A 21,107-nucleotide genomic window follows, 5' to 3' on the forward strand; every position below is an offset into this window, starting at 1 on the left:
TTTTGCAAAAGAAAATGTTATTTATAAAAATAACAAAATATTTTGACAAATAATTACATCACTCTATAATGCAAATTAATCTTGTAATTTAAACAAGGAACAAAATGAAACTACAACATCTTGTGCAATTTGAAATGGGGACATTACTTTCTCGGCTCACGGAGCAACCGAGTAGTCCTTGTTACTCATTATATGATCAAGCGGATCTACAAGCGGATTTTGAGATCCGAACAGAATCCACAGAGGGCAAGCAAATTTGTACGCCAGATAGCCCTACCTTGCTACAAGAAGGGGATATCATTTTTAGCCTGATCTCAGGCACGGCTGTGCAAGTCTGTCAGACTCGTGCAGGCTATGTGTTTTCTCACAATTATGCTCGACTATATCCGTCCAAAGAACTGGATAACGCTTTTTTGGTTTATTTGCTGAATAATGATGTTGGAATAAAACGGCAATTAATCACCAGTTTACAGGGTTCGAGTGTGATGAAATATAGCCTTAATCAATTACGCAACTTACAACTTTCGCCACTTCCACCATTGGAGGTACAACAGGCCATCGGGCAAGTTGATCGTTTGCAACGTCGTATCACGATGTTAAAAAAACGTGTGGCAGAAAATGAGGCAATGCTGACCTCGTACTTACTCAATAATTTTCAAAAACAATGCAAATCCAACATCAAGGATTAAGGAATGATTATGCCTAACTATAAATACGAATCTGAATTTGAAAAATCCCTTATTGAATATCTTTCCACTGGCAACATCACCACAGCTGATCATTTGCAAGGATTAAGCCACTATTTAGATTTCCCTAGAAAAACGAGAATTTGGCAATATCTTCCTGAAATCAAAACAACAGAACAGCTTTGGGATAATTTTAAACGCATTTTAGAACGGTTAAATGCCCAATCATTAAGATCTCCCTTAAGTGAAAATGAATTTAATCAAGTAAAAACCAAACTGGCTGAGCAAACTCGTACCCCCTTTGAGGCTGGGAAATTTCTATATGGAACTAATGGTGTTTCACAAATTGAAATTGATTTAGATGATGGTAAGCACGTTTTTTTGACCGTCTTTGATCAAAAACAAGTTGGCGCAGGCAACACGGTTTATCAAATTGTCAATCAAATCGAACGCCCTGCGGTTATCCCCGGTAAACCAAACCGCCGTTTTGATGTAACTTTATTGATCAATGGCTTACCTATTATTCAGCTAGAACTCAAAGCCGATGCACATTCTGTCAATGAATCACTTAATCAAATGGAGCAATATATTAAAGAACAGCAATACCAAGGTATTTTCTCCACTGTACAAATCTTGGTAGGAATGACACCGCACAATGCAAGATATATGGCAAACACGACAGCTGATTATTTTAATAAGGATTTTTCCTTTGCTTGGCAAAAACGTAGTGATAACAGTATTGTTCGACACTGGAAAGAGTTTGCCGATTCAATGCTTTCTATCCCAATGGCGCACCAAATGGCAACGAACTATATGATTTTAGATGGTACGCCAAACAAAACAATGCTCAAAGTAATGCGTCCTTACCAAGTTTATGCAACGCAAGCAGTGATTGAGGGGATTAAACACGCCGATTTTGAAATGGGGGATAAAAAAATTGGCTATATTTGGCATACCACAGGCTCAGGAAAAACCATCACCAGTTTCAAAACTGCGTGGTTGGCAAGCCGTTTACCTAAGGTAAACAAAGTCGTCTTTGTGGTCGATCGTATAGCTTTAACCAAGCAAACGCTTGAAAATTATCGTGCTTATGACCCAGATAACAATGACGATGTAGGCGCTATTCTGGATACAAATAATACTCGAGATTTACGCCGAAAACTCAAAAGCAATGAAAATAGCATTATTATTACGAGTGTGCAAAAACTTGGAAAACTAGTGAAAAGTCGCGATTTTAGCGCACCAAATAAAAATATCGTTTTCATTGTTGATGAAGCGCACCGCTCTACTGCGGGAGATCAATTCCAACTGATCAAAGATAAATTCAAGCACGGCGTTTGGGTCGGATATACTGGTACCCCAATGTTTGACGGAAAAACCACGCAAAATATTTTTGGCAACTTATTGCACGCCTACACCATTAAAGAAGCCATTGCTGATCGCAACGTACTAGGCTTTAAAGTGGATTTCAAAAGCACTGTAGATATTCGTGAATTGCTCAAACAAAAATACCCTGATTGGTCGGAAGAAAAAATTGATGCTGAGCTTGAAGCAATGCGTAAAGAGGAATTTGATGAGGCTAAATTCTTAGATAATGAGAGCAAAACTACGATCAGTAAAGGCGAAAAAGTGGAACGAACACTCACGCGCAATTTTTACGATGAAAGTGATGAACATATCCGCCTTGTTGTCGCTGATATTTTCAAAAACTGGCGAAATCGTTCCAATGATTTTAAATACAACGCAATGTTCACCGTCCACGTCAGTGGTAATGGTGCTAGCACGCCACTTGCCTCAAAATACTATCAAGAATTTCAACGAGTGAACAAAGAGCGGTCAAAAAAAGGTGAATTTACCTTAAAAGTTGCGCTAACTTATAGCTTAAACACAGACAACAGTGATGAAATGGCACAAACAAATCAAGTGTTACACGACGCAATTAATGACTATAACGCAATCTTTGGTACAAATTGGGGATTAAACACTGTCCAAGAATATTTTTCAGATCTCAGCTCTCGCCTAAATAAAACCGTTTACGATAGAAATTATCTTGATCTTGTTATCGTTATCGATCAACTACTCACCGGCTTTGATGCGCCGGGACTTAACACCCTCTATGTCGATCGTATCTTAAAAGGCGCAGGGCTGGTGCAAGCCTATTCACGTACCAACCGTATCGCTGATTTGCAAGAAAAACCTTGGGGACAAGTGGTGAATTACCGTTGGCCTGTACAAAATGAACGCTTAATGAACGAGGCATTGGCAACGTACGCCAACAAAGATTCGGCAAATAAAATTGAAGAACCCTCGCCTGTCTATGGCGATGATGACCCAACTCCACCTTGGCTTGTAAAGCCTTTTCATCAACAATTAGATGAAGTCAAAAATGTCGTCAATGCCCTCGCTGAATGTACTCAAAACCCAAGTGGCGAACCATTTATGCAACTTCCACCGAGTGAAAAAGCAAAAGAAGAAATGTTAGTTCATTTACGTGATTTTAATGCGGGCATTACCAAATTAAAGCAATATCCTGCTGAAGAAATTGATGGGCATATTGCCGGGTTTGATTACGATAATCCAGATGCACTCATTGAAGCGCTTGGAATGACGCCAAGCCAATTTGAAATGCTCACTACCGTGCTTGCCGGTGAATTAAAACGCCATTTAGCTCGGGAGAAAGATATTCCAATATCTCAAGTTGAGCTGCGAATGACTCATATTAAGGACATTAAAGTTGATTATGATTATCTCACCGAACTCGTGAATCAACTTATTACCCAAGTACAAGCCGGTGAAACCGAAGCTGCAGAAAAAACAGAAGAAAAAATCCAACAATTTGCCAATGGTATGGATGATACAGCTTATGCAGAACAAATCCGCCGTGCAATTCAAGCCATTATGGCAGGCGAATATCCAACAGATTCAAGCCAAAAATGGAAAAATATCAGCGTTGCCGAACTATCACAGACTATTAGCACAGCAAGCAATATCAGTATTGATCGTAAATTGCTAGATTTTCGCAATAAATGGGGCATTACTGACATCATTAACAATGTGCAAATTCGCAATTTTATCGCTAATCACCGCTATGGCGAAAAAGATTTAGACGATGATAAAAAACTCACCACCATCATCACAGAAGGCAGCAAAAATTACACCGCACTTGCTACGGATGAACATATACAAAAATTAACCAACATCAAATACCGCACAGAATTACGCAAAGCTTTTTATCAGTTGGCTGATAGGTTGGTGCAGGATTAATTTGCCTAAAGAGATATTACATATAAAACATAGAGAAACAAATTAAGGAGGCTGTAATGCTGATTAATCAAAAAATAGAATTTAGTGGTGTAAAAGGCATTAAACACCTAATACTTGAACTGTCTAATAAAAAAATGAATGTGCTTATTGGCTCAAATGGCGTTGGCAAAACCAAAGCACTTGAAAGTCTTTATACATTATTATTGCTCACAAACAACACTATTCAAGAGCGTTATATAAGCAATGATGCCTTTGTTTTTCAACAATGCAAGATTAATCACAACACGATTTTTAATATTCAAAATTATGGTACAGAGGTTCGTTATATGCTTTCAGAGCATATTGAAAAACACGATTTTCCTGTAATCTATCTTGCAGCTCAAAATCGTGGCGAAATTAAACATCAGGAAAATTATGGCATTCTTCCTCTAGGAGAATATAAAGAGCGGCAGACCTCTTATTTTGAGCATATTTTGAATGCAATGAGCAACAGTTTTTCCACACTGAATATGAATAACAACATAGAAGAGTGGTTTATTCAGCGTGCACAATCTGCCAACGATTATCAAGCAGAGGCTGATAATCGAGAAGTGGAGTTACTCACGGTTTTGCGTATTTTAAATAAAATTGATCCTCGCATCAGTGCAGATAAACAGGATTTCAAAATCATTGGTGGCAAAACCGTTTCTATTATGCTTGATGGACAACCTCGCCGATTAAATGAGTTAAGCAGTGGCTTTGCTTCGCTTATCAAAATTGTGCAATCCATCGTGGCAGGCTATGGTTTTTTTACTAATGCAAATGACATTGAAAATGTACAAGGATATGTCCTAATTGATGAAATCGAAAGCCATTTACATATTAAATGGCAAAGCAAAATTTTGCCATTATTACAACAAGCTTTTCCAAAAACCTATTTTATTATTTCGACACATTCCTCTTTAGTGCTTGCACAATTACACAACGGCAATGCTTATCAGCTAGTAAAAAATGACGATAGTGTAGTCACTCTCCCAATCCAAAATCCAAGCCAAATGGCATTGGTCGATCTACTTAATGATGCTTTTGATCTCAATTTAAACCAATTAAAAATTGATGGTACTTCCAGTGAATCACAAAAAGAAGCAAAAAGTGCATTATTAAGTTTATTAGGAGGTGAAGAATGAAAAGAAATATCCTATTAGATAGTAATATTTTGATGATAGCCATAAGCGATAAAAAGAGCAATGAACGCAAACAGCTTATTAATTTACTCAAAGATGAAAATATCAATGTTTTTGTCACACCATTAATTCGTTATGAGATTTTACGAGGCGTAACTTGGAATGATAATGAAGCCTTTAAAAACCATTCCGAGGCACTTAAGCAATTAGAAACCATTAATATTGACCAAAAAATATCCGACACAGCCACCTTGCTTTTTCGTTTAGAAAGAGAAATAAGGCAGCAAAATGGACAAACGCCCAAGAAAATTGACAAGCACAATTTTGACGTTATGCATTTTGCAACAGCCAAAGTTTATCAACTTGAATGGCTATCAAATGATAAGGATATGCAGAGCTGGGAAGAGCTTTACCAACAGCTAAAGACCGCACAAGAAACACAATAAGGAAACCCCAATGCACCCAAAACACCCCAAAACCATTCAAATCTTCCTGCCCACAGGCGAACCGCAAGGCATTCGCATTGCCGAAGAAAGCACCTCTATTATGCGTGTCATTGAAGTGCCACGCCGTGATTTGGCGACCTTTTTTGCGATGGAAGAAGCCAGCCAAGTGGGTGTGTATTTCCTGATTGGCGGTATGGATAATGATGAAGTCTATATCGGGCAATCAGGTGAAGTAGGCAAACGCCTCAAACAACACCACGATAAAAATGAAATTGACTTCACGCGCGCCTTGGTGCTGATTTCCCTCACCCAAAACCTCACCCAAACGCACGCTCTTTATCTAGAATGGCTGGCGATTGAAAAAGCCACACAAAGCGGGCGATTTAACCTATCTAATGGCAACAAAGGGCAAAAAACGCATACACCATTGCCCCTTAAAGCGGCTTGCGAAGCGATGTTTGAAATTGGCGAACTCTTGCTTTCTACGCTGGGTTACCCGATTTTTGAGCCATTACGCAAACCAACACAGCCCAACAGCCAACCCGAGCAAATTTTTCATTGTCCACGTGGCGGTGTAGAAGCCCAAGCCATCTACACCCAAGACGGTATGATTGTGCTAAAAGGTTCACATTTTGCCTATCAGCATAAAGACGACAAAACGCCACTATATAGGCAAAAGTTCATCACCCAATGCGATGAACTGATTGAAAAAGGCGTTTTGCACAAAGAAAAAGAGCGGTGTTTTTTTACCAAAGATTTTCGCTTTACTAGCCCAAGCAGTGCCGCATCCTTACTACTTTTAGGCAATGCCAATGGCTGGACAGAGTTTAAAACCGCCCAAGGCAAAACGCTTAAAGAAATTTACGCCAACCCACAAGAGAAAAATGATGACTAATCAAATTATTATCTATCATACAGATAATGACAAAAATTCAGGCTGCCTGAATAAAAACCTTCAACAAATCAAGGAAATAAAACGATGAACAGAAAAAAACCATTTAGCCACATCACACGTAGACCAGATGGACAATGGCAAGCTAAAAAGGAAGGGAACCAACGTGCCTCCATAGTGAAAAAAACACAACAGTAAGCCATTGATGTACAAAGAGAATCTTTCTCAAAAAATGGTGGTGGAGAAATGTTAATTCACGATAAAAGCGGTAAAATTCGTGATCGCATAACAGTACCCCCAATGAACGACCCTAAAAAATCTAAAGGATAAGGAAATAAAACGATGAAAAACAACAATATACCAAAAATTCGCTTCCCCGAATTTACTGACGCTTGGGAAAAGTGCAAGTTTAAAAATATTGCTGGAATACGAAAAGAACAGTGTACTCAAGAGAATGTATCTATTGATATTGAATTAGAAAATTTAGTCAGTGATATGGGTATTATCGTAGGCGATGTATCCATCAGAACACAAACCACTTCTGCCTTTAAAAAAGATGATGTTTTATTCGGGCGATTACGTCCCTATCTAAACAAGTGGTGGTTAGCTGATTGTAATGGCGTGAAAAGTAGTGAAATTTGGGCATTATTTTCACTTGAAAAGGTTTCAAGCCTATTTTTGTATTTACTTATACAATCTAAGTCTTTTTTAGAAGCTGCAAATATTTCTTCTGGGTCCAAAATGCCACGAGCAGAATGGAAAATTATTGAAGAGCTTGAAGTCTCTATCCCCCCCCTCCCCGAACAACAAAAAATCGGTACGTTTTTCAGGCAGCTCGACAGGCTCATTACTCTTCATAAGCGTAAGTGGGACGAGGTGATTTTGCTCAAAAAAGCCCTTTTACAAAAAATGTTCCCAAAAAATGGATCAGATTTTCCAGAAATTCGTTTTCCAGAATTTACTCACGCTTGGGAAAAGTGCAAGCTTGGGGAGGTGGCAAACCCACAACAATGGAGAACACTAAACTCAAAAGAAATGACAAAATCTGGCTATCCTGTTTTTGGTGCAAATGATTATATAGGGTTCTACTCTGAATATAACCATGAAAAAGAAACAATTGCTATCACTTGTAGAGGTGCTACATCGGGAAATATCACTTTAGTTCAAGCAAAAAGCTATATTACTGGGAATTCAATGGCAATTGATGAATTAAATGAGGATGTATGCACTCAAGATTTTCTTTTATATTCTCTCATTAGTAGAGGATTGAAAGATATTATTTCAGGTTCAGCTCAACCGCAAATTGTAAAAAAAGCAATAGACCAAGTTACCATTTCATACCCCACCCTCCCCGAACAACAAAAAATCGGTACATTTTTCAGGCAGCTCGATAGGCTCATTACTCTTCATAAGCGACAGCATGAGCATTATCAGCGTTTAAAAAAAGCATTATTACAACAAATGTTCGTTTAAATTTAAGTTAATTACATCATTTTTAGGAGTTTTTTATGACAACCATTTCAAATATCACCAACCAAATTTGGAATATGGCAAATGAATTACGTGGCAATATGGATGCCTCTGAATATAAAAATTATATTTTAGGTTTTATTTTCTATCGCTATCTTTCGGAACATCAAGAGGCTTATTTACTCGAAAACGGAATCATCACCCCAAAACCACATCAAAGCCTAAATGATGCGTATTTTGACGCAGTAAAACAAGACGGTTTAGAAGATTATTTAAACGATATTGCCAATACCTTAGGGTATGCCATTGCCCCAGCGAATACTTGGGCAACTCTGATCAAAAAAATTGAACAAAATCAAATTATTCCAAGTGATTATCAAGCACTTATTGATAATTTTAATAAAAATAGTGAGATTAATCCTGAAGCAGCAAAAGATTTCCGTGGCGTATTTAGTGATTTGAATTTAGGGGATTCCAAACTCGGTAGCAATACCAATGACCGCACAAAAGCGTTAAATAAAGTGGTACAGTTAGTCAATGAAGTACAATACAAAGATGATAACGGCAAAGATATTTTAGGTGAAATTTATGAAGAACTGATCGGCAAATTCGCTGCCAATGCGGGCAAAAAAGGCGGTGAATTTTACACCCCTCACGCCGTCAGCCAAATTCTGGCTCGCATTGTAACTCAAGATGCCAAAACAGATGATGTATTCACTGTTTATGACCCAACTTGTGGCTCTGGCTCTTTGCTACTTACCGTAGGGAATGCATTGCCAAATGGCAAAAAAGAGGGCGCAATCAAGTATTACGGACAAGAGCTTTCTACCACCACATACAACTTGGCAAGAATGAACTTAATGATGCACGGAGTAAGCTTTGCCAATATGACATTATCTAACGCCAATACATTAGAATCCGATTGGCCAGATGGCTTAGATAAAGACGGCATCGACCGTCCACGTAGCTTTGATGCCGTGGTTGCCAATCCGCCTTATTCTGCCAACTGGGATAACGCTGAGCGTAAATTAAAAGACCCTCGCTTTTCCGAATACAGCAAACTTGCACCAAAATCCAAAGCCGATTTTGCCTTTATTTTGCACAGCCTTTATCACTTAAAAAGCAATGGCACGATGGCAATTGTCTTACCACACGGCGTGTTATTCCGTGGCGCAGCAGAAGGACATATTCGCAAAATCTTGATTGAAAAAAATTATATTGACGCAGTAATTGGCTTACCGGCAAATTTATTCTTTGGTACGTCTATCCCAACTTGCATTTTAGTGTTCAAAAAAGACCGAACTTCTCGCGATATTTTATTTATTGATGCCAGCCAGCATTTTGAGAAAGGGAAAAATCAAAATCATCTCAGCGAACAGCATATTAACGCCATTGTTGAGGCTTACCAAAAACGAGAAAATATTGAGAAATTCGCCCAGCTTGCCACGCTAGAAGAGGTACAAGCCAACGAATACAATCTCAACATTCCTCGTTATGTGGATACATTTGAAGCGGAAGAAGAAATCGATCTTGATGAAGTGCTTGCTAACATTGCCAAAGATAAAGCCGAAATCGCTCAACTCGAGGCAGAAATCAACCAACAACTAAATATCCTTGGGATTAGTTCAATTCTATAATTGATTGATTTATAAATAAAATTACCTTTTCCACTATTATTAAAAAGCCATTTAGATCATCGTGTTAAATGGCTTTTTTACCCCCCAAATCACTCACGCTTGGGAAAAGTGCAAGCTGGGGGACTGTGGGAAAATAGTAGCTGGAGGTGATGTAGATAAAAATAAATTGAAACCCAAGGGTAAATATCCCGTATTGGCAAATGCTTTAACAAATAATGGCATTATTGGTTTTTATGATGATTATAAGCATACATCTCCCGCTGTAACGATCACGGGTAGGGGAGACATTGGTTATGCTATTGCTAGAGAAACTAACTTTACTGCCGTTGTTAGATTATTGGTTTTAAAGCCAAAAAGATATTTTGATATATTTTTCCTAGAGAATTCAATTAATTTAAAACAAATATACATTGAATCAACAGGCGTGCCTCAATTAACTGTTCCACAAATTTCTCAATATGAAATTCCATTCCCCCCCCTCCCCGAACAACAAAAAATCGGTACGTTTTTCAGGCAGCTCGACAGGCTCATTACTCTTCATAAGCGAGAGGGCATAAAATCACCGCCCCAAAGAGCGGTGAAAAAATTCTTTATTTTCGATAAGTTAAGTAATATTTAGGTTTGATAATGATCGCATTACAATGTCCACATCTTTATTTTCCAATTCGTGAATAATATGCAAATAGGTTTTTTGCGTAGTAGTAATGCTGGCGTGTCCTAAACGACGAGCTACACTTGCAATGGATACACCTGCAAATAGTAGCAGTGAGGCGTGGGTATGGCGAAGTCCGTGTACCGTAATAATTGGAATAGCCGCTTTTTTACAATAACGTGCAATAAGATCATTAATCGTAGAATTATAGACTTTTTCCTGATTTGGCAGAAAAATTGGAATATTTTCAGGGCAATGACGGATTAATTGGGCAAATTGAATTATCGTTTGCCAATCTAGTTGAACTTTGCGAATAGAAGAGCGATTTTTAGTCGGTAAAAATCCACCTTCATTTTTATAATCCCACGTTTTATTGATTGTTAAAGTCTGCCGTGCAAAATCAAAATCTTTTGGGGTAACGGCAAGGGCTTCTGAAAAACGCAATCCCGTTTTTGCGATCAATAAAATTAGCCAATCAAAGCTTAATTTTTCACTTAAATTAAGCTGGTGAATAAGGGTTTGTAATTCATATTGGCTTAAATATTTTGGTTTTTTCTCTCGTGGAATTTTGCCTTTAATAATGGCTTTACGTGTAGGATCGCGGATTACTAACCCCTCATCAACAGCATCTAAAATTGCACCTTTAATTTGATGATGAAAATCCATTACAGTTTGTCGCTCGTGGCTATTTGCATAATCATTTAAGAGTTGCTGATAGCTAATGCGATTTAAATCACATAACCTAAGCCTTGGTGCAAGGCGAATAAGCCAAGTATGCGTCATTTTGTATTTAGCGAGTGTTACTGGGCGGATCGCACCCTCTTTATAAATGCGAATCCAGCGTTTGAAATAGCGATGAAAAAGCTCTTGATTAGTTAATCGCATAATGATGTCCTCCATTTTATTGAATTGAAAATTACACAATACAACTTAAGAACTATTCAGCGATTTTGTCTATTTTGCAAGATTTTGACTTTGTTTTTATTATCTTTTTTCTAATACCTCTCGCTTATGAAGAGTAATGAGCCTGTCGAGCTGCCTGAAAAACGTACCGATTTTTTGTTGTTCGGGGAGGGGGGGGAATGGAATTTCATATTGAGAAATTTGTGGAACAGTTAATTGAGGCACGCCTGTTGATTCAATGTATATTTGTTTTAAATTAATTGAATTCTCTAGGAAAAATATATCAAAATATCTTTTTGGCTTTAAAACCAATAATCTAACAACGGCAGTAAAGTTAGTTTCTCTAGCAATAGCATAACCAATGTCTCCCCTACCCGTGATCGTTACAGCGGGAGATGTATGCTTATAATCATCATAAAAACCAATAATGCCATTATTTGTTAAAGCATTTGCCAATACGGGATATTTACCCTTGGGTTTCAATTTATTTTTATCTACATCACCTCCAGCTACTATTTTCCCACAGTCCCCCAGCTTGCACTTTTCCCAAGCGTAAATCTCTCTCAAAATTATTTTTGATGACGCTACGCCAAAAATCTCACAAAAAATGACCGCACTTTTGTAAAAACAATCACCGCCTATCCAATCAATTTCTGATATGATAACCCCCCCCTTAATTAACAGTAAGAAAAAATGCGAATACCAAGAATTTATCACCCTACTTCTCTGCAGCAACAAACTCAGTGTGAATTAACGGAAGAAGCGGCAAATCACGTTGGGCGGGTGTTGCGAATGCAGGAGGGGGATCGCCTTGAATTATTTGATGGCAGTAACCATATTTATCCTGCTGTGATTACGCAAGTGAGCAAAAAAGCCGTGGCGGTGGAAATTTTAGATCGCCAATTTGATGATCGGGAAAGTCCGTTGCCCATTCATCTTGGGCAGGTGATGTCCCGTGGTGAGAAAATGGAATTTACTATTCAGAAATCCGTTGAACTTGGTGTGAAAGTCATCACGCCATTGTGGTCGGAACGTTGCGGTGTGAAGTTAGATGCGGATCGTATGGCGAAAAAAATTCAACAATGGCAAAAAATTGCGATTTCTGCTTGTGAGCAATGCGGGCGAAATGTGATCCCTGAAATTCGTCCGATGATGAAATTAGAAGAATGGTGTGCCGAGCAAGATGGAATGTTAAAGTTGAATTTGCACCCAAGAGCGAAATATTCTATTCGCACCTTACCCGCCCTACCCGCTGAAGGTGTGCGCTTATTGATTGGCTCAGAAGGGGGCTTGTCGCCACAAGAAATTGCTCAAACCGAGCAGCAAGGTTTCACGGAGGTGTTGCTTGGCAAGCGGGTGTTACGAACAGAAACCGCGGCATTAACGGCAATTACCGCATTACAAGTTTGCTTTGGGGATTTAGCCTAATCCCTTAAATTTAGGAAAGAGAATATGCAATTACAAAACCATTTTTTAATCGCAATGCCCCATTTGGAAGACGATCATTTTTATCGTTCTGTGGTATATCTTTGCGAGCATAATGAACAAGGCGCAATGGGATTAGTCCTTACCCAGCCAACGGATCTGAGCATTGCAGAATTATGTATTAAAATGAATTTTATGATGGCGGATAACCGTAAATATCCTGATGATCTCGTTCTTGCAGGCGGTCCAACCAACCTTGAACGGGGCTTTATTTTACACACAGAAAGTGCCAAACCCTTTATGAATAGCCATAAAGTGGCTGATAATTTATGGCTGACGACCTCTGCGGATGTGATTGATACACTTGGCACACCACAAGCTCCAGAAAAATGTCTAGTGGCATTAGGTTGTGCAAGTTGGTCGCCAGATCAATTAGAAAGGGAAATTGCTAATAATGATTGGCTTGTTGTACCAGCGAATGAACATATTTTGTTTGATGTCCCTTATTTAGAACGCTGGTTAGCTGCCAACCAATTATTAGGTATTCAACAGCACAATTTTGCTTATCAAGCGGGGCATTGTTAATGGCTATTACCGCACTCGCCTTTGATTTTGGTACAAAAAGCATCGGTTGTGCCGTCGGGCAAAGTATTACAAAGTCTGCGCAACCTTTGCCAGCCTTTAAAGCACAAGATGGAATTCCCAATTGGGAAGCCATTGAAAAATGCTTAGCTGAATGGAAACCTGATAAGGTAATTGTGGGCTTACCTTTAAATATGGACGGCACAGAACAGCCCCTCACCCAACGGGCAAAAAAATTCGCGAATCGTTTACACGGACGATTTGGCGTAGCGGTGATCTTACAAGATGAACGCCTTACCACCACGGAAGCGCGCGCAGAAATTTTCCAACGTGGTGGCTTTAAAGCCTTAGAAAAAGGCAAGGTCGATAGCATTTCTGCCTGCATTATTTTAGAAAGTTGGTTTAACAATTTTGAAGAATAATACTTTAAAAACAAGGTATTATGCAGAGTTTGTAAAATATTACTAACTCTGCGTGTTCTTTTTTGCTTATTTTTCACCTCACTCAATCATACTTCTTTTGAATTATCTCTTTAGGGGTAGAAAATTGCTTGACTAATTCTCAATTAGGCATAGAATTGCTAGCGATTTTATTTATTTAATCAAATTTAATAAATAAAGAAATCACTCACAATTATCATTTTATTTGGAGAATTATATGTCAGGTATTTTCACTCAAACCGATCCTGCACGCCGTCGCTATGGTGTGGCAATTTTTGTTGGTTTTATCGGTGGTTTAATTTCTGCCTTTGTAAAATGGGGGGCAGAACATCCATTCCCACCACGTAGTCCATTCGATTTATTCGTTGCGGCTTGTCAAGATCCTTCACAAGCATTAGAAGTGTGTTCTCGTGCGTTTTTAAACCCACCACACGTTTTCTTACGTGATTATATTGGCATCGATCCAACGGCTGCGGTATTTACTTTTGCAGATCACGGGTTTGACTGGATTGGTGTAACTCACATCACCTTCTCTTTAGTTTTTGCAATTGGTTACTGTATTGTGGCAGAACGTTTTCCTAAAATTAAATTCTGGCAAGGTATTGGTGCAGGTTTAATCGCGGATATTTGTGTGCATTACATCACGTTCCCAGCATTAGGTTTAACCCCACCTGTTGCAGAATGGCCATTATACGAACATATTTCTGAATTAGTAGGACATATCTTCTGGTTCTGGACAATTGAGATTATTCGTCGTGATCTACGTAACCGCATCACGCATCAACCAGATCCTGAAGTTCCATTGGATCAACCTTATCGTTAATCAAGTAAAGCCCGAGCCATTCGGGCTTTATTTTTATGTGAAAAACAAAGTGCGGTGAAAATTTCACCAATTTTATTCAAACAGCCTCAACACTTCTAAACTTACCCCCTCGCCATTTAAATAATCTTGCAATGCTTGGCTGACTAACGGATTGCGTTCTGCCTGCCCAGCTTGTTGGATATAATGTTGAAACGCTTCGGGTGTGAGCCAGACACCGCCTTCAATATCTGGATCACTCGGCACAATGGGCAAACATTCCGCTAATTCCACCGCAAAGACAAAACGTAAATAATCTTTTTGGCTACGTGGTGCGTGCCACTGATAGATTTTAATCAGCTTGCTTGGCGTGGCGTGAATACCCGTTTCCTCTTTTAATTCACGCATTGCCCCTGCAAGAATGCTTTCATTCTGCTCTAAATGCCCTGCGGGCTGGTTTAACGTCATTTTGCCGTATTCAAATTCTTTCACAAACAGAAATTTGCCTTGGCAATGGACGACGCACGCCATCGTAATATAAGGTCTATGCATTGGATTTCCTTAATTTTAACCTTTGATAAAGGGCTTCAAGTTCTTGAGCCGTCAATTGATAATACTGCCCTAATGGCAAATTTTCCACGCTAAATCCCGCCATTTTGCCACGAATTAAACGCAATGTGGGAAAACCAATATGTGCGGTCATTCGGCGAACTTGGCGATTTTTGCCCTCGCTAATTTTAATGTCTAACCAACTTGTCGGAATGCTTTTGCGTACGCGAATAGGCGGATCCCGTTGCCATAAAAAAGCTGGCTCAGAAATTACCCGCACTTTTGCCGGTAACGTTTTGCCCTCTTTTAATCTTACCCCTTGGCGTAGTGGTTCAAGCTCAGACTCTGTCGGCTCGCCTTCCACCTGCACGAAATACGTTTTTTCCGTTTTGTATTTAGGATCGGCTAAGCGATGCTGAATTTCACCGTTATTCGTGAGAATTAACAGCCCTTCGCTATCGCGATCTAAACGTCCTGCGGGATAAACCGATAAAATAGGAATAAAATCTTTGAGTGTTTGTCGCCCGTTTTCATCGCTAAATTGACTCAGCACATCAAAGGGCTTATTAAATAGCACCACTTTGGTGTGAGCAAAATCTGGGACATTTGTTTTTTTACGCGCAAAATGCTGAACCGTTTTTTTGCGTAAATTTTGCCGTTCTTGTTGATTACGGCTTGAAAGAAATTTTGCCTTCATATATGTTATGAGAATGAATAAAGATCAATCTAAACGCACATTTTTACCAAACTATCAATGTGCTTTCTCTGCTCACTATAACACAACATCAACCATTAAAGGAGAATCCAATGAGTCAAACCCAATCCGCCGTTGTTATTCCTCAGGGGGAAAAAATTCGTTTAGACGCACAAGGGGGATTGATTGTCCCTGATAACCCCATCATTCCTTTCATTGAAGGTGATGGCATTGGCGTGGATGTCACACCAGCAATGCAACGCGTGATTGATGCCGCGGTGGAAAAAGCCTATCAAGGCAAACGCAAAATTGCTTGGTTAGAAATCTATGCGGGAGGCAAAGCCAATGAAGTTTATGGCGAAAACACTTGGTTACCGGAAGAAACCCTTGATTTAATTAAAGCCTATCACGTTGCCATTAAAGGCCCGTTGATGACGCCTGTTGGCGGTGGCATTCGCTCTTTAAATGTGGCAATGCGTCAAGGATTAGATCTTTATAACTGTTTACGTCCAATTCGCTATTACAGTGGCACGCCAAGCCCAGTTAAACACCCTGAAAAAGTCAATATGGTTATTTTCCGTGAAAACTCTGAAGATATTTACGCTGGGGTGGAGTGGAAAGCAGGCTCGCCTGAAGCAGATAAAGTGATTCAGTTCTTACAGCAAGAAATGGGGGTGAACAAAATCCGTTTTCCACAAGACTGTGGCATTGGCATCAAACCCGTTTCAAAACAAGGAACACAACGCCTAGTGCGTGCTGCCTTACAATATGTCATTGATAATGATAGAAAATCCCTCACATTAGTGCATAAAGGCAACATTATGAAATTCACCGAAGGTGCGTTTAAAGAGTGGGGCTACGAAGTGGCGAAAGAATATGGCGCAACGCTCATTGATGAAGGCCCGTGGATGAAGCTGACCAACCCCAAAACTGGGCGTGACATTATCATCAAAGACGCCATTGCCGATGCGTTCTTGCAAGAAGTGCTACTCCACCCTGCGGATTATGATGTTATCGCCACCCTCAATTTAAACGGTGATTATATTTCTGATGCACTTGCCGCCCAAGTGGGTGGAATAGGTATCTCCCCGGGCGCAAATATCGGGGCTGATGCCGCAATTTTTGAAGCCACTCACGGTACTGCCCCTAAAATTGCGGGGCAAAACAAAGGCAACCCGGGGTCATTAATCCTCAGTGGTGAAATGATGCTACGTCATTTAGGCTGGACTGAAGCCGCCGATTTAGTCGTCAATGCAGTTGCTAAAACCATTGAAAACAAAACGGTCACCTTTGATTTTGCCGAAATGCTAGCAGGGGCGACATTACGTTCAACCTCAGAATTTGCCGAAGATATTGTGGCAAATATGTAGCATTTTCGTCTAAAAGATAAGTGCGGTAAAAAAATGAAGAATTTTTCACCGCACTATTTTTTCGCCCTTAATCGCGTTAATACAACTGCTGATATTCGTCTTTACTAATGGCTGTGTCATAACCGCCGATAAAATTGCCTTGGTGCTTACGAATCCCTGTATATTCAAGGCTTGCGTCTTCGTAACGTTTAAAGCTAAATACCGCTTCGTTCATTTGTGATTGGTTAAACACGTTGAGATTGACGAGCAATTGAAAATCTTTTTGCGTTAAACCTGTTACCGTGAAAAATAGCTCTGGCTCTAGCACCTCAATCACTTCTCGTAAGGAATGTTCTCGGAAATCAGTAAGATACATAAATACAGGAACACGGGTGGCAAATTTAATTAATTTTTCCTGAATTTGTTTGCGTAAGGATTTCCGCTCTTTTTCTGCCGAATCAATTTCTTTTTTCTCCGTTGCGGTTAGCTCTCGCCCCTCTTTTTCTGCTTCTGTTTTGGTTTTTTTCACCGTTTCGGTGCGATTAATAATGGTGGTAATATCCTGATTTAGCGAACGAAATCCCTCTATCTTCGCCAATGCTGCCATTGCTTCTTGGCTATTTCTTAAACGATCCAAGGTGAGATTATCCACATTCACCAGCATTGCACTTTCCCAACGGCGCGCCAGTAAGGTGGCGGTGATACCACTTAAGGCATAATCCAAAATATCCCCTGCGTCAAAGCGTTTCATTGCACCGCCATCATAGGAAATCACCGGTAGAAAATGGATAAATTCTGCCACTTGTTTTTCTGGATTGTCTTCTTTTGGATTGAGTTTGGTGCTGTAATCGCTCACTTGGGTTAAGGCACGATTTAACGCAAAATCAAAGACATAACAATATTCTTTAATAACCACTTCCTGCTGATTATCATCACGCATCACCCACGGCGTTTGTACACGAAAAGCGGCTTGGAAATAGGTTTCGGGGCTTTTTAGATTACATAACATAAAAATGCCCGACCATTCAGGAATAGAAATGCCCGTTAATAATTTTCCACAACTTAGGGTGATACTTTTACTTTTCAATGGGTTAGAGCCAATGGCTTGGCGTACAGGGGGTAAGGCTCTCTCGCCAATGCCTGCTTGCGCACCTGCCGCCACGACTACATTATAATCGTGATAAAACTGATTTTGTGGCATTGCTAATAAATTCCGCATAGCAAAACAGCTTGTTACTGTCGGCAAAAACCAGACCGTATGTAATAAATTCGCCAGCAAATTCACATCACTATAAGGCATTGGTGGGGGATCTAAACGTAAATTAAGCTGATGTTCTCCGCCATAACGCAACCAATTGAGCCATTTTTGCACCGCATCTTGATGTTTAAATTGGGCTTGCTCGCCCTCACCGGTGGTAGCAAAAAATTCATTTAAATCAAATTCATTACGCTCGCCTTTTTCTGCCACCACGCGCAAATCTTCCGCCATTTGGTAAGTCATCATCACCATTTTCGGCAAGGCGCGATAAGGATTATCAGGCTTATTTCCCCACTGCATTTTGGCTTGCTGTTCATCGCTGTATGTCCAGCTAAACACTTGTTCTTCAATAAACTCGCCATTATTTAATGCACGAAATGGCGTGCCAGAAAGATAAAGATAATGGTATGTTGTCAGCCCTAAGAAATCTTCATCAAATTCAATTTGATCGCTCAATTCGGTGTTAAGCTCACCATCATCAAACTGTTCTTTGGTTTTGTTTCGCCACGCACCATAATGATATTCATCAAATACCACACAATCCCAGTTAATATCATAAAGCCAACGGTTGCGTGCTTTCACTTTGCCTTTTGCGGTGCGTCCGTGAAGATCTTGCAATGAAAGAAAACAAATCAACGGTTTATGCAAGGCTTCGCTTTTTTGCTTAATGCTTTCCCACTCGTCCATATTTTCTTTGGCTAAAAATTGCCAATTGATAAAATCCTTATGTTGCTGTAAATCTTCTTGCCACGCGGTTTTTACCGCTGGTTTAAAGGTGAGAATAAGCACACGACGCCAATTCATTTGCTTGACTAATTGATAGGTTGCGAAGGTTTTACCGAAGCGCATTTTGGCGTTCCATAAAAATTTAGGTTCTTTATTGGCATTTCTCGGATCGGCAGTAAAGGCGTTGAAATATGCGACGGCACGTTGCACCGCGGTTTGCTGTTCTGGACGCATTGCGAAATCTAAAGTGCGGTGCATTTCGGGGGCAATTCTATTGCGTACAGCGACAATCGCGGCTTTAACTTGTTCCGCGTTACAATGAAACCATTCCCCTTCTGCGCGCACGATGCGCATTTTTGCTAATGCTTGATGCACATCGTGATCGGTAAAATAAGAGCCATCATCACGAATTGCCAATTCTTCCAGCTGAAGCTGATAACTCTGGTTGGGTGTTTTTACCGGATATTGTTCTGCAATCCGTTCAGCAACGTTGCGTGTTGTATAACCCACTTTGAGCATATTAGGAAAACGCACATCGCTGTACGCATAAATTTTCGGTTGTTGTAAGGGTAAGAGTAAATTATTCGACATCATTTCTTTCCATTGGGCGTATCATTGCCTCAATAAAGGCAATTTCATCGGGAGTTAAGCCATATTTTGCGTATAGTTTTTCGTCATTCCACGATTGTGAGAAATCTTGCATTGGGACAAGCTGGTACACGGCTCTTGCACCATTTTGTGTTTTCTTCTTGATACTAACCAAATAACGAAAGAATTTTGTACAAATATAAGAAATGATATTCCTACATTCTAATTCTGTTAACTGGCTGTTATAACCAATAGTAAGATAAGTTTGAGAACAAACACTATTAGGTTCACCATAAAAAGGTACCCCTAAGACCTTTTCTTTTCCACCATAAGCTGCTGGGATATATACTTTGTGAATACTTCTAATAGAAGCATTTTTGGGTATTTGATCAATTGAAATCCAACCAAATCCTTTTGGATTTAATTGTTTATTAAAATAGTATTTAATACTATTTATAGTATCCTTTTCATCCTTATACCCTTTCCATTTTGATGTTAAATGCGTTTTATTAGTAAAAAAATCTTTTGGACTAACTAAACTAGAAAAACTAGTTTTTTCAAAATAATCATCTCCCTCAATAATTTTTATTTTATCTAAAATTCCTAATCCTTCGATGTCTCTAATTATGAATCCTAATTTATAGCTATCTAAATAGTTCATATGAAAATTAGCATCATTTTCTCCATTTTGTCTATGAAAAAAATATTGGCATTTCCCGGAATAAGATTTATCTCTTAAAAAATAACAAACACCGCCCTCTACAGGCACTCCAGGAAAACATTGTTGTGCGGTTTCAAAATCATGTAACACCTTAATTTTTTTATCATTAATCATATCATTAACCCAAGATTGCGGGATACCTTCTGAACTAACCGTCATCCAACGACTTGGAATTATCATAACTAAATAATCTGGTTCTAGAGCTTTTGCTTGCTCAATAAATAAATGATAAATAGCTTTGGATTTTGATTTATTTCCACTACTATTTCCTAAATTTAACTGATAAGGCGGATTGCCGATAATGACATCAAATTTCATCTTGTTATATTGCTCAAAAAAAGGACTATAAGAATGGATAAAATGGTAGGCGTGGCTTTCTAATTTCTCATCACGCGCAAACACCTCTTGACTTGCGCCACACTCAATACAGCGACCGTTCTCCCATTGATGGGATAAAGTGCGGTAAAAAATATTGCCGTTTTCATCATCAAAGGCTGTACATACCGAATATTCACCGTTGGCTTCACGGCTACAATACAAACTGCGGCGGCTTAATTGTGCGGTAAGCGTGGTAATGCCAATGCCGAAAAGTTGCTTGGTAAAAATATGGTTTAAGCGTTCTTGCAAATCCGGAAAGTGTGGCGCAAGCCCTTTAATTAATCGCTTGGCGATTTCGCGCAAAAACACCCCTGATTTGCTACAAGGATCGAGAAATCGCTTTGTGGGATCGCAAAAAAAATGCGGTGGAATGAGATCTAGCATTTTGTTGGCTAACTGTGGTGACGTAAACACTTCATCACTTGACAAATTGGCAATGCAAGAAAGCACATCAGGATTGTAATTATTAATTGTCATTCCATTAC

The 21,107-nt window shown here is 39.4% G+C and carries 19 protein-coding genes and 1 pseudogene; 14 read left to right on the forward strand and 6 right to left on the reverse strand.

Annotation, left to right across the window (positions count from 1 at the left end):
* The first annotated feature begins 104 nt into the window (after positions 1–104).
* The 9 genes and pseudogenes from L4F92_RS10840 to L4F92_RS10880 all read left to right on the forward strand — a co-directional run bounded on the left by L4F92_RS10840 (position 105) and on the right by L4F92_RS10880 (position 10,177).
* Positions 105–689: a restriction endonuclease subunit S gene (locus tag L4F92_RS10840; protein ID WP_250363726.1), complete on the forward strand. Its 585-nt coding sequence runs from the start codon at positions 105–107 to the stop codon at positions 687–689.
* 9 nt (positions 690–698) lie between these two features.
* Positions 699–3,950, forward strand: a complete 3,252-nt coding sequence (locus L4F92_RS10845) for a type I restriction endonuclease subunit R (protein WP_250363727.1) — start codon at positions 699–701, stop codon at positions 3,948–3,950.
* 56 nt (positions 3,951–4,006) lie between these two features.
* The gene (locus L4F92_RS10850; RefSeq protein ID WP_250363728.1) at positions 4,007–5,116 is read left to right on the forward strand and encodes an AAA family ATPase; all 1,110 of its coding nucleotides are present in this window, start codon (positions 4,007–4,009) and stop codon (positions 5,114–5,116) included.
* Entirely contained in the window at positions 5,113–5,559 is a 447-nt protein-coding gene (locus L4F92_RS10855) for a type II toxin-antitoxin system VapC family toxin (RefSeq protein WP_250363729.1), read from the forward strand. The genes L4F92_RS10850 and L4F92_RS10855 overlap by 4 nt, the downstream gene beginning before the upstream one ends.
* A 10-nt stretch (positions 5,560–5,569) precedes the next feature.
* Positions 5,570–6,454 (forward strand): GIY-YIG nuclease family protein, encoded by an 885-nt coding sequence (locus L4F92_RS10860; RefSeq protein ID WP_250363730.1) that lies wholly within the window; start codon positions 5,570–5,572, stop codon positions 6,452–6,454.
* 84 nt (positions 6,455–6,538) lie between these two features.
* A pseudogene (locus tag L4F92_RS11100) lies at positions 6,539–6,781 on the forward strand (DUF2188 domain-containing protein).
* A gap of 12 nt (positions 6,782–6,793) precedes the next feature.
* Positions 6,794–7,924 (forward strand): restriction endonuclease subunit S, encoded by a 1,131-nt coding sequence (locus L4F92_RS10870; protein WP_250363732.1) that lies wholly within the window; start codon positions 6,794–6,796, stop codon positions 7,922–7,924.
* Between the two features lie 35 nt (positions 7,925–7,959).
* The gene (locus L4F92_RS10875; protein ID WP_250363733.1) at positions 7,960–9,558 is read left to right on the forward strand and encodes a type I restriction-modification system subunit M; all 1,599 of its coding nucleotides are present in this window, start codon (positions 7,960–7,962) and stop codon (positions 9,556–9,558) included.
* Positions 9,559–9,619: 61 nt separating this feature from the next.
* A complete protein-coding gene (locus L4F92_RS10880) occupies positions 9,620–10,177 on the forward strand; it encodes a restriction endonuclease subunit S (protein WP_250363734.1) in 558 nt (185 codons plus the stop codon).
* On the opposite strand, the gene L4F92_RS10885 is transcribed toward L4F92_RS10880, so the two are convergent.
* Together L4F92_RS10885 and L4F92_RS10890 are read right to left on the reverse strand one after the other, a co-directional pair.
* Positions 10,163–11,095 carry a site-specific integrase gene (locus L4F92_RS10885; RefSeq protein ID WP_250351115.1) on the reverse strand — a complete coding sequence of 311 codons (933 nt, stop codon included), beginning with the start codon at positions 11,093–11,095 and terminating at the stop codon, positions 10,163–10,165. The genes L4F92_RS10880 and L4F92_RS10885 overlap by 15 nt on opposite strands.
* A gap of 99 nt (positions 11,096–11,194) precedes the next feature.
* The gene (locus L4F92_RS10890; RefSeq protein ID WP_250363735.1) at positions 11,195–11,830 is read right to left on the reverse strand and encodes a restriction endonuclease subunit S; all 636 of its coding nucleotides are present in this window, start codon (positions 11,828–11,830) and stop codon (positions 11,195–11,197) included.
* On the opposite strand from L4F92_RS10890, the gene rsmE reads away from it, so the two are divergent.
* From rsmE to L4F92_RS10910, 4 genes are all read left to right on the forward strand, one after another.
* On the forward strand, positions 11,807–12,541 hold the full coding sequence (gene rsmE / locus L4F92_RS10895; RefSeq protein WP_250363736.1) for a 16S rRNA (uracil(1498)-N(3))-methyltransferase: 735 nt from the start codon (positions 11,807–11,809) through the stop codon (positions 12,539–12,541). The genes L4F92_RS10890 and rsmE overlap by 24 nt on opposite strands.
* Positions 12,542–12,565: 24 nt before the next feature.
* Entirely contained in the window at positions 12,566–13,123 is a 558-nt protein-coding gene (locus L4F92_RS10900) for a YqgE/AlgH family protein (RefSeq protein ID WP_250351118.1), read from the forward strand.
* A complete protein-coding gene (gene ruvX / locus L4F92_RS10905; protein ID WP_250351119.1) occupies positions 13,123–13,542 on the forward strand; it encodes a Holliday junction resolvase RuvX in 420 nt (139 codons plus the stop codon). The genes L4F92_RS10900 and ruvX overlap by 1 nt, the downstream gene beginning before the upstream one ends.
* A gap of 235 nt (positions 13,543–13,777) precedes the next feature.
* Positions 13,778–14,383 (forward strand): YagU family protein, encoded by a 606-nt coding sequence (locus L4F92_RS10910; protein ID WP_250351120.1) that lies wholly within the window; start codon positions 13,778–13,780, stop codon positions 14,381–14,383.
* Between the two features lie 72 nt (positions 14,384–14,455).
* On the opposite strand, the gene L4F92_RS10915 is transcribed toward L4F92_RS10910, so the two are convergent.
* Both L4F92_RS10915 and L4F92_RS10920 read right to left on the reverse strand, forming a co-directional pair.
* The gene (locus L4F92_RS10915; protein WP_250363737.1) at positions 14,456–14,911 is read right to left on the reverse strand and encodes an NUDIX domain-containing protein; all 456 of its coding nucleotides are present in this window, start codon (positions 14,909–14,911) and stop codon (positions 14,456–14,458) included.
* Positions 14,904–15,605, reverse strand: a complete 702-nt coding sequence (locus L4F92_RS10920) for a pseudouridine synthase (protein ID WP_250363738.1) — start codon at positions 15,603–15,605, stop codon at positions 14,904–14,906. Before L4F92_RS10920 ends, L4F92_RS10915 begins: the two co-directional genes overlap by 8 nt.
* A gap of 110 nt (positions 15,606–15,715) precedes the next feature.
* Here L4F92_RS10920 and icd point away from each other — a divergent pair, with 110 nt between their 5' ends.
* Positions 15,716–16,972, forward strand: a complete 1,257-nt coding sequence (gene icd / locus L4F92_RS10925) for an NADP-dependent isocitrate dehydrogenase (RefSeq protein ID WP_250363739.1) — start codon at positions 15,716–15,718, stop codon at positions 16,970–16,972.
* A gap of 76 nt (positions 16,973–17,048) precedes the next feature.
* Here icd and L4F92_RS10930 read toward each other — a convergent pair whose 3' ends face one another.
* Together L4F92_RS10930 and L4F92_RS10935 are read right to left on the reverse strand one after the other, a co-directional pair.
* Positions 17,049–19,529 carry a GIY-YIG nuclease family protein gene (locus L4F92_RS10930; protein ID WP_326938221.1) on the reverse strand — a complete coding sequence of 827 codons (2,481 nt, stop codon included), beginning with the start codon at positions 19,527–19,529 and terminating at the stop codon, positions 17,049–17,051.
* On the reverse strand, positions 19,516–21,099 hold the full coding sequence (locus tag L4F92_RS10935; protein ID WP_250363740.1) for an Eco57I restriction-modification methylase domain-containing protein: 1,584 nt from the start codon (positions 21,097–21,099) through the stop codon (positions 19,516–19,518). Before L4F92_RS10935 ends, L4F92_RS10930 begins: the two co-directional genes overlap by 14 nt.
* Between the last annotated feature and the right edge of the window lie 8 nt (positions 21,100–21,107).

Origin of the sequence: Avibacterium sp. 21-595, from assembly GCF_023611905.1 — a bacterium.
In the GTDB taxonomy this organism is placed as follows: Bacteria; Pseudomonadota; Gammaproteobacteria; order Enterobacterales; family Pasteurellaceae; genus Avibacterium.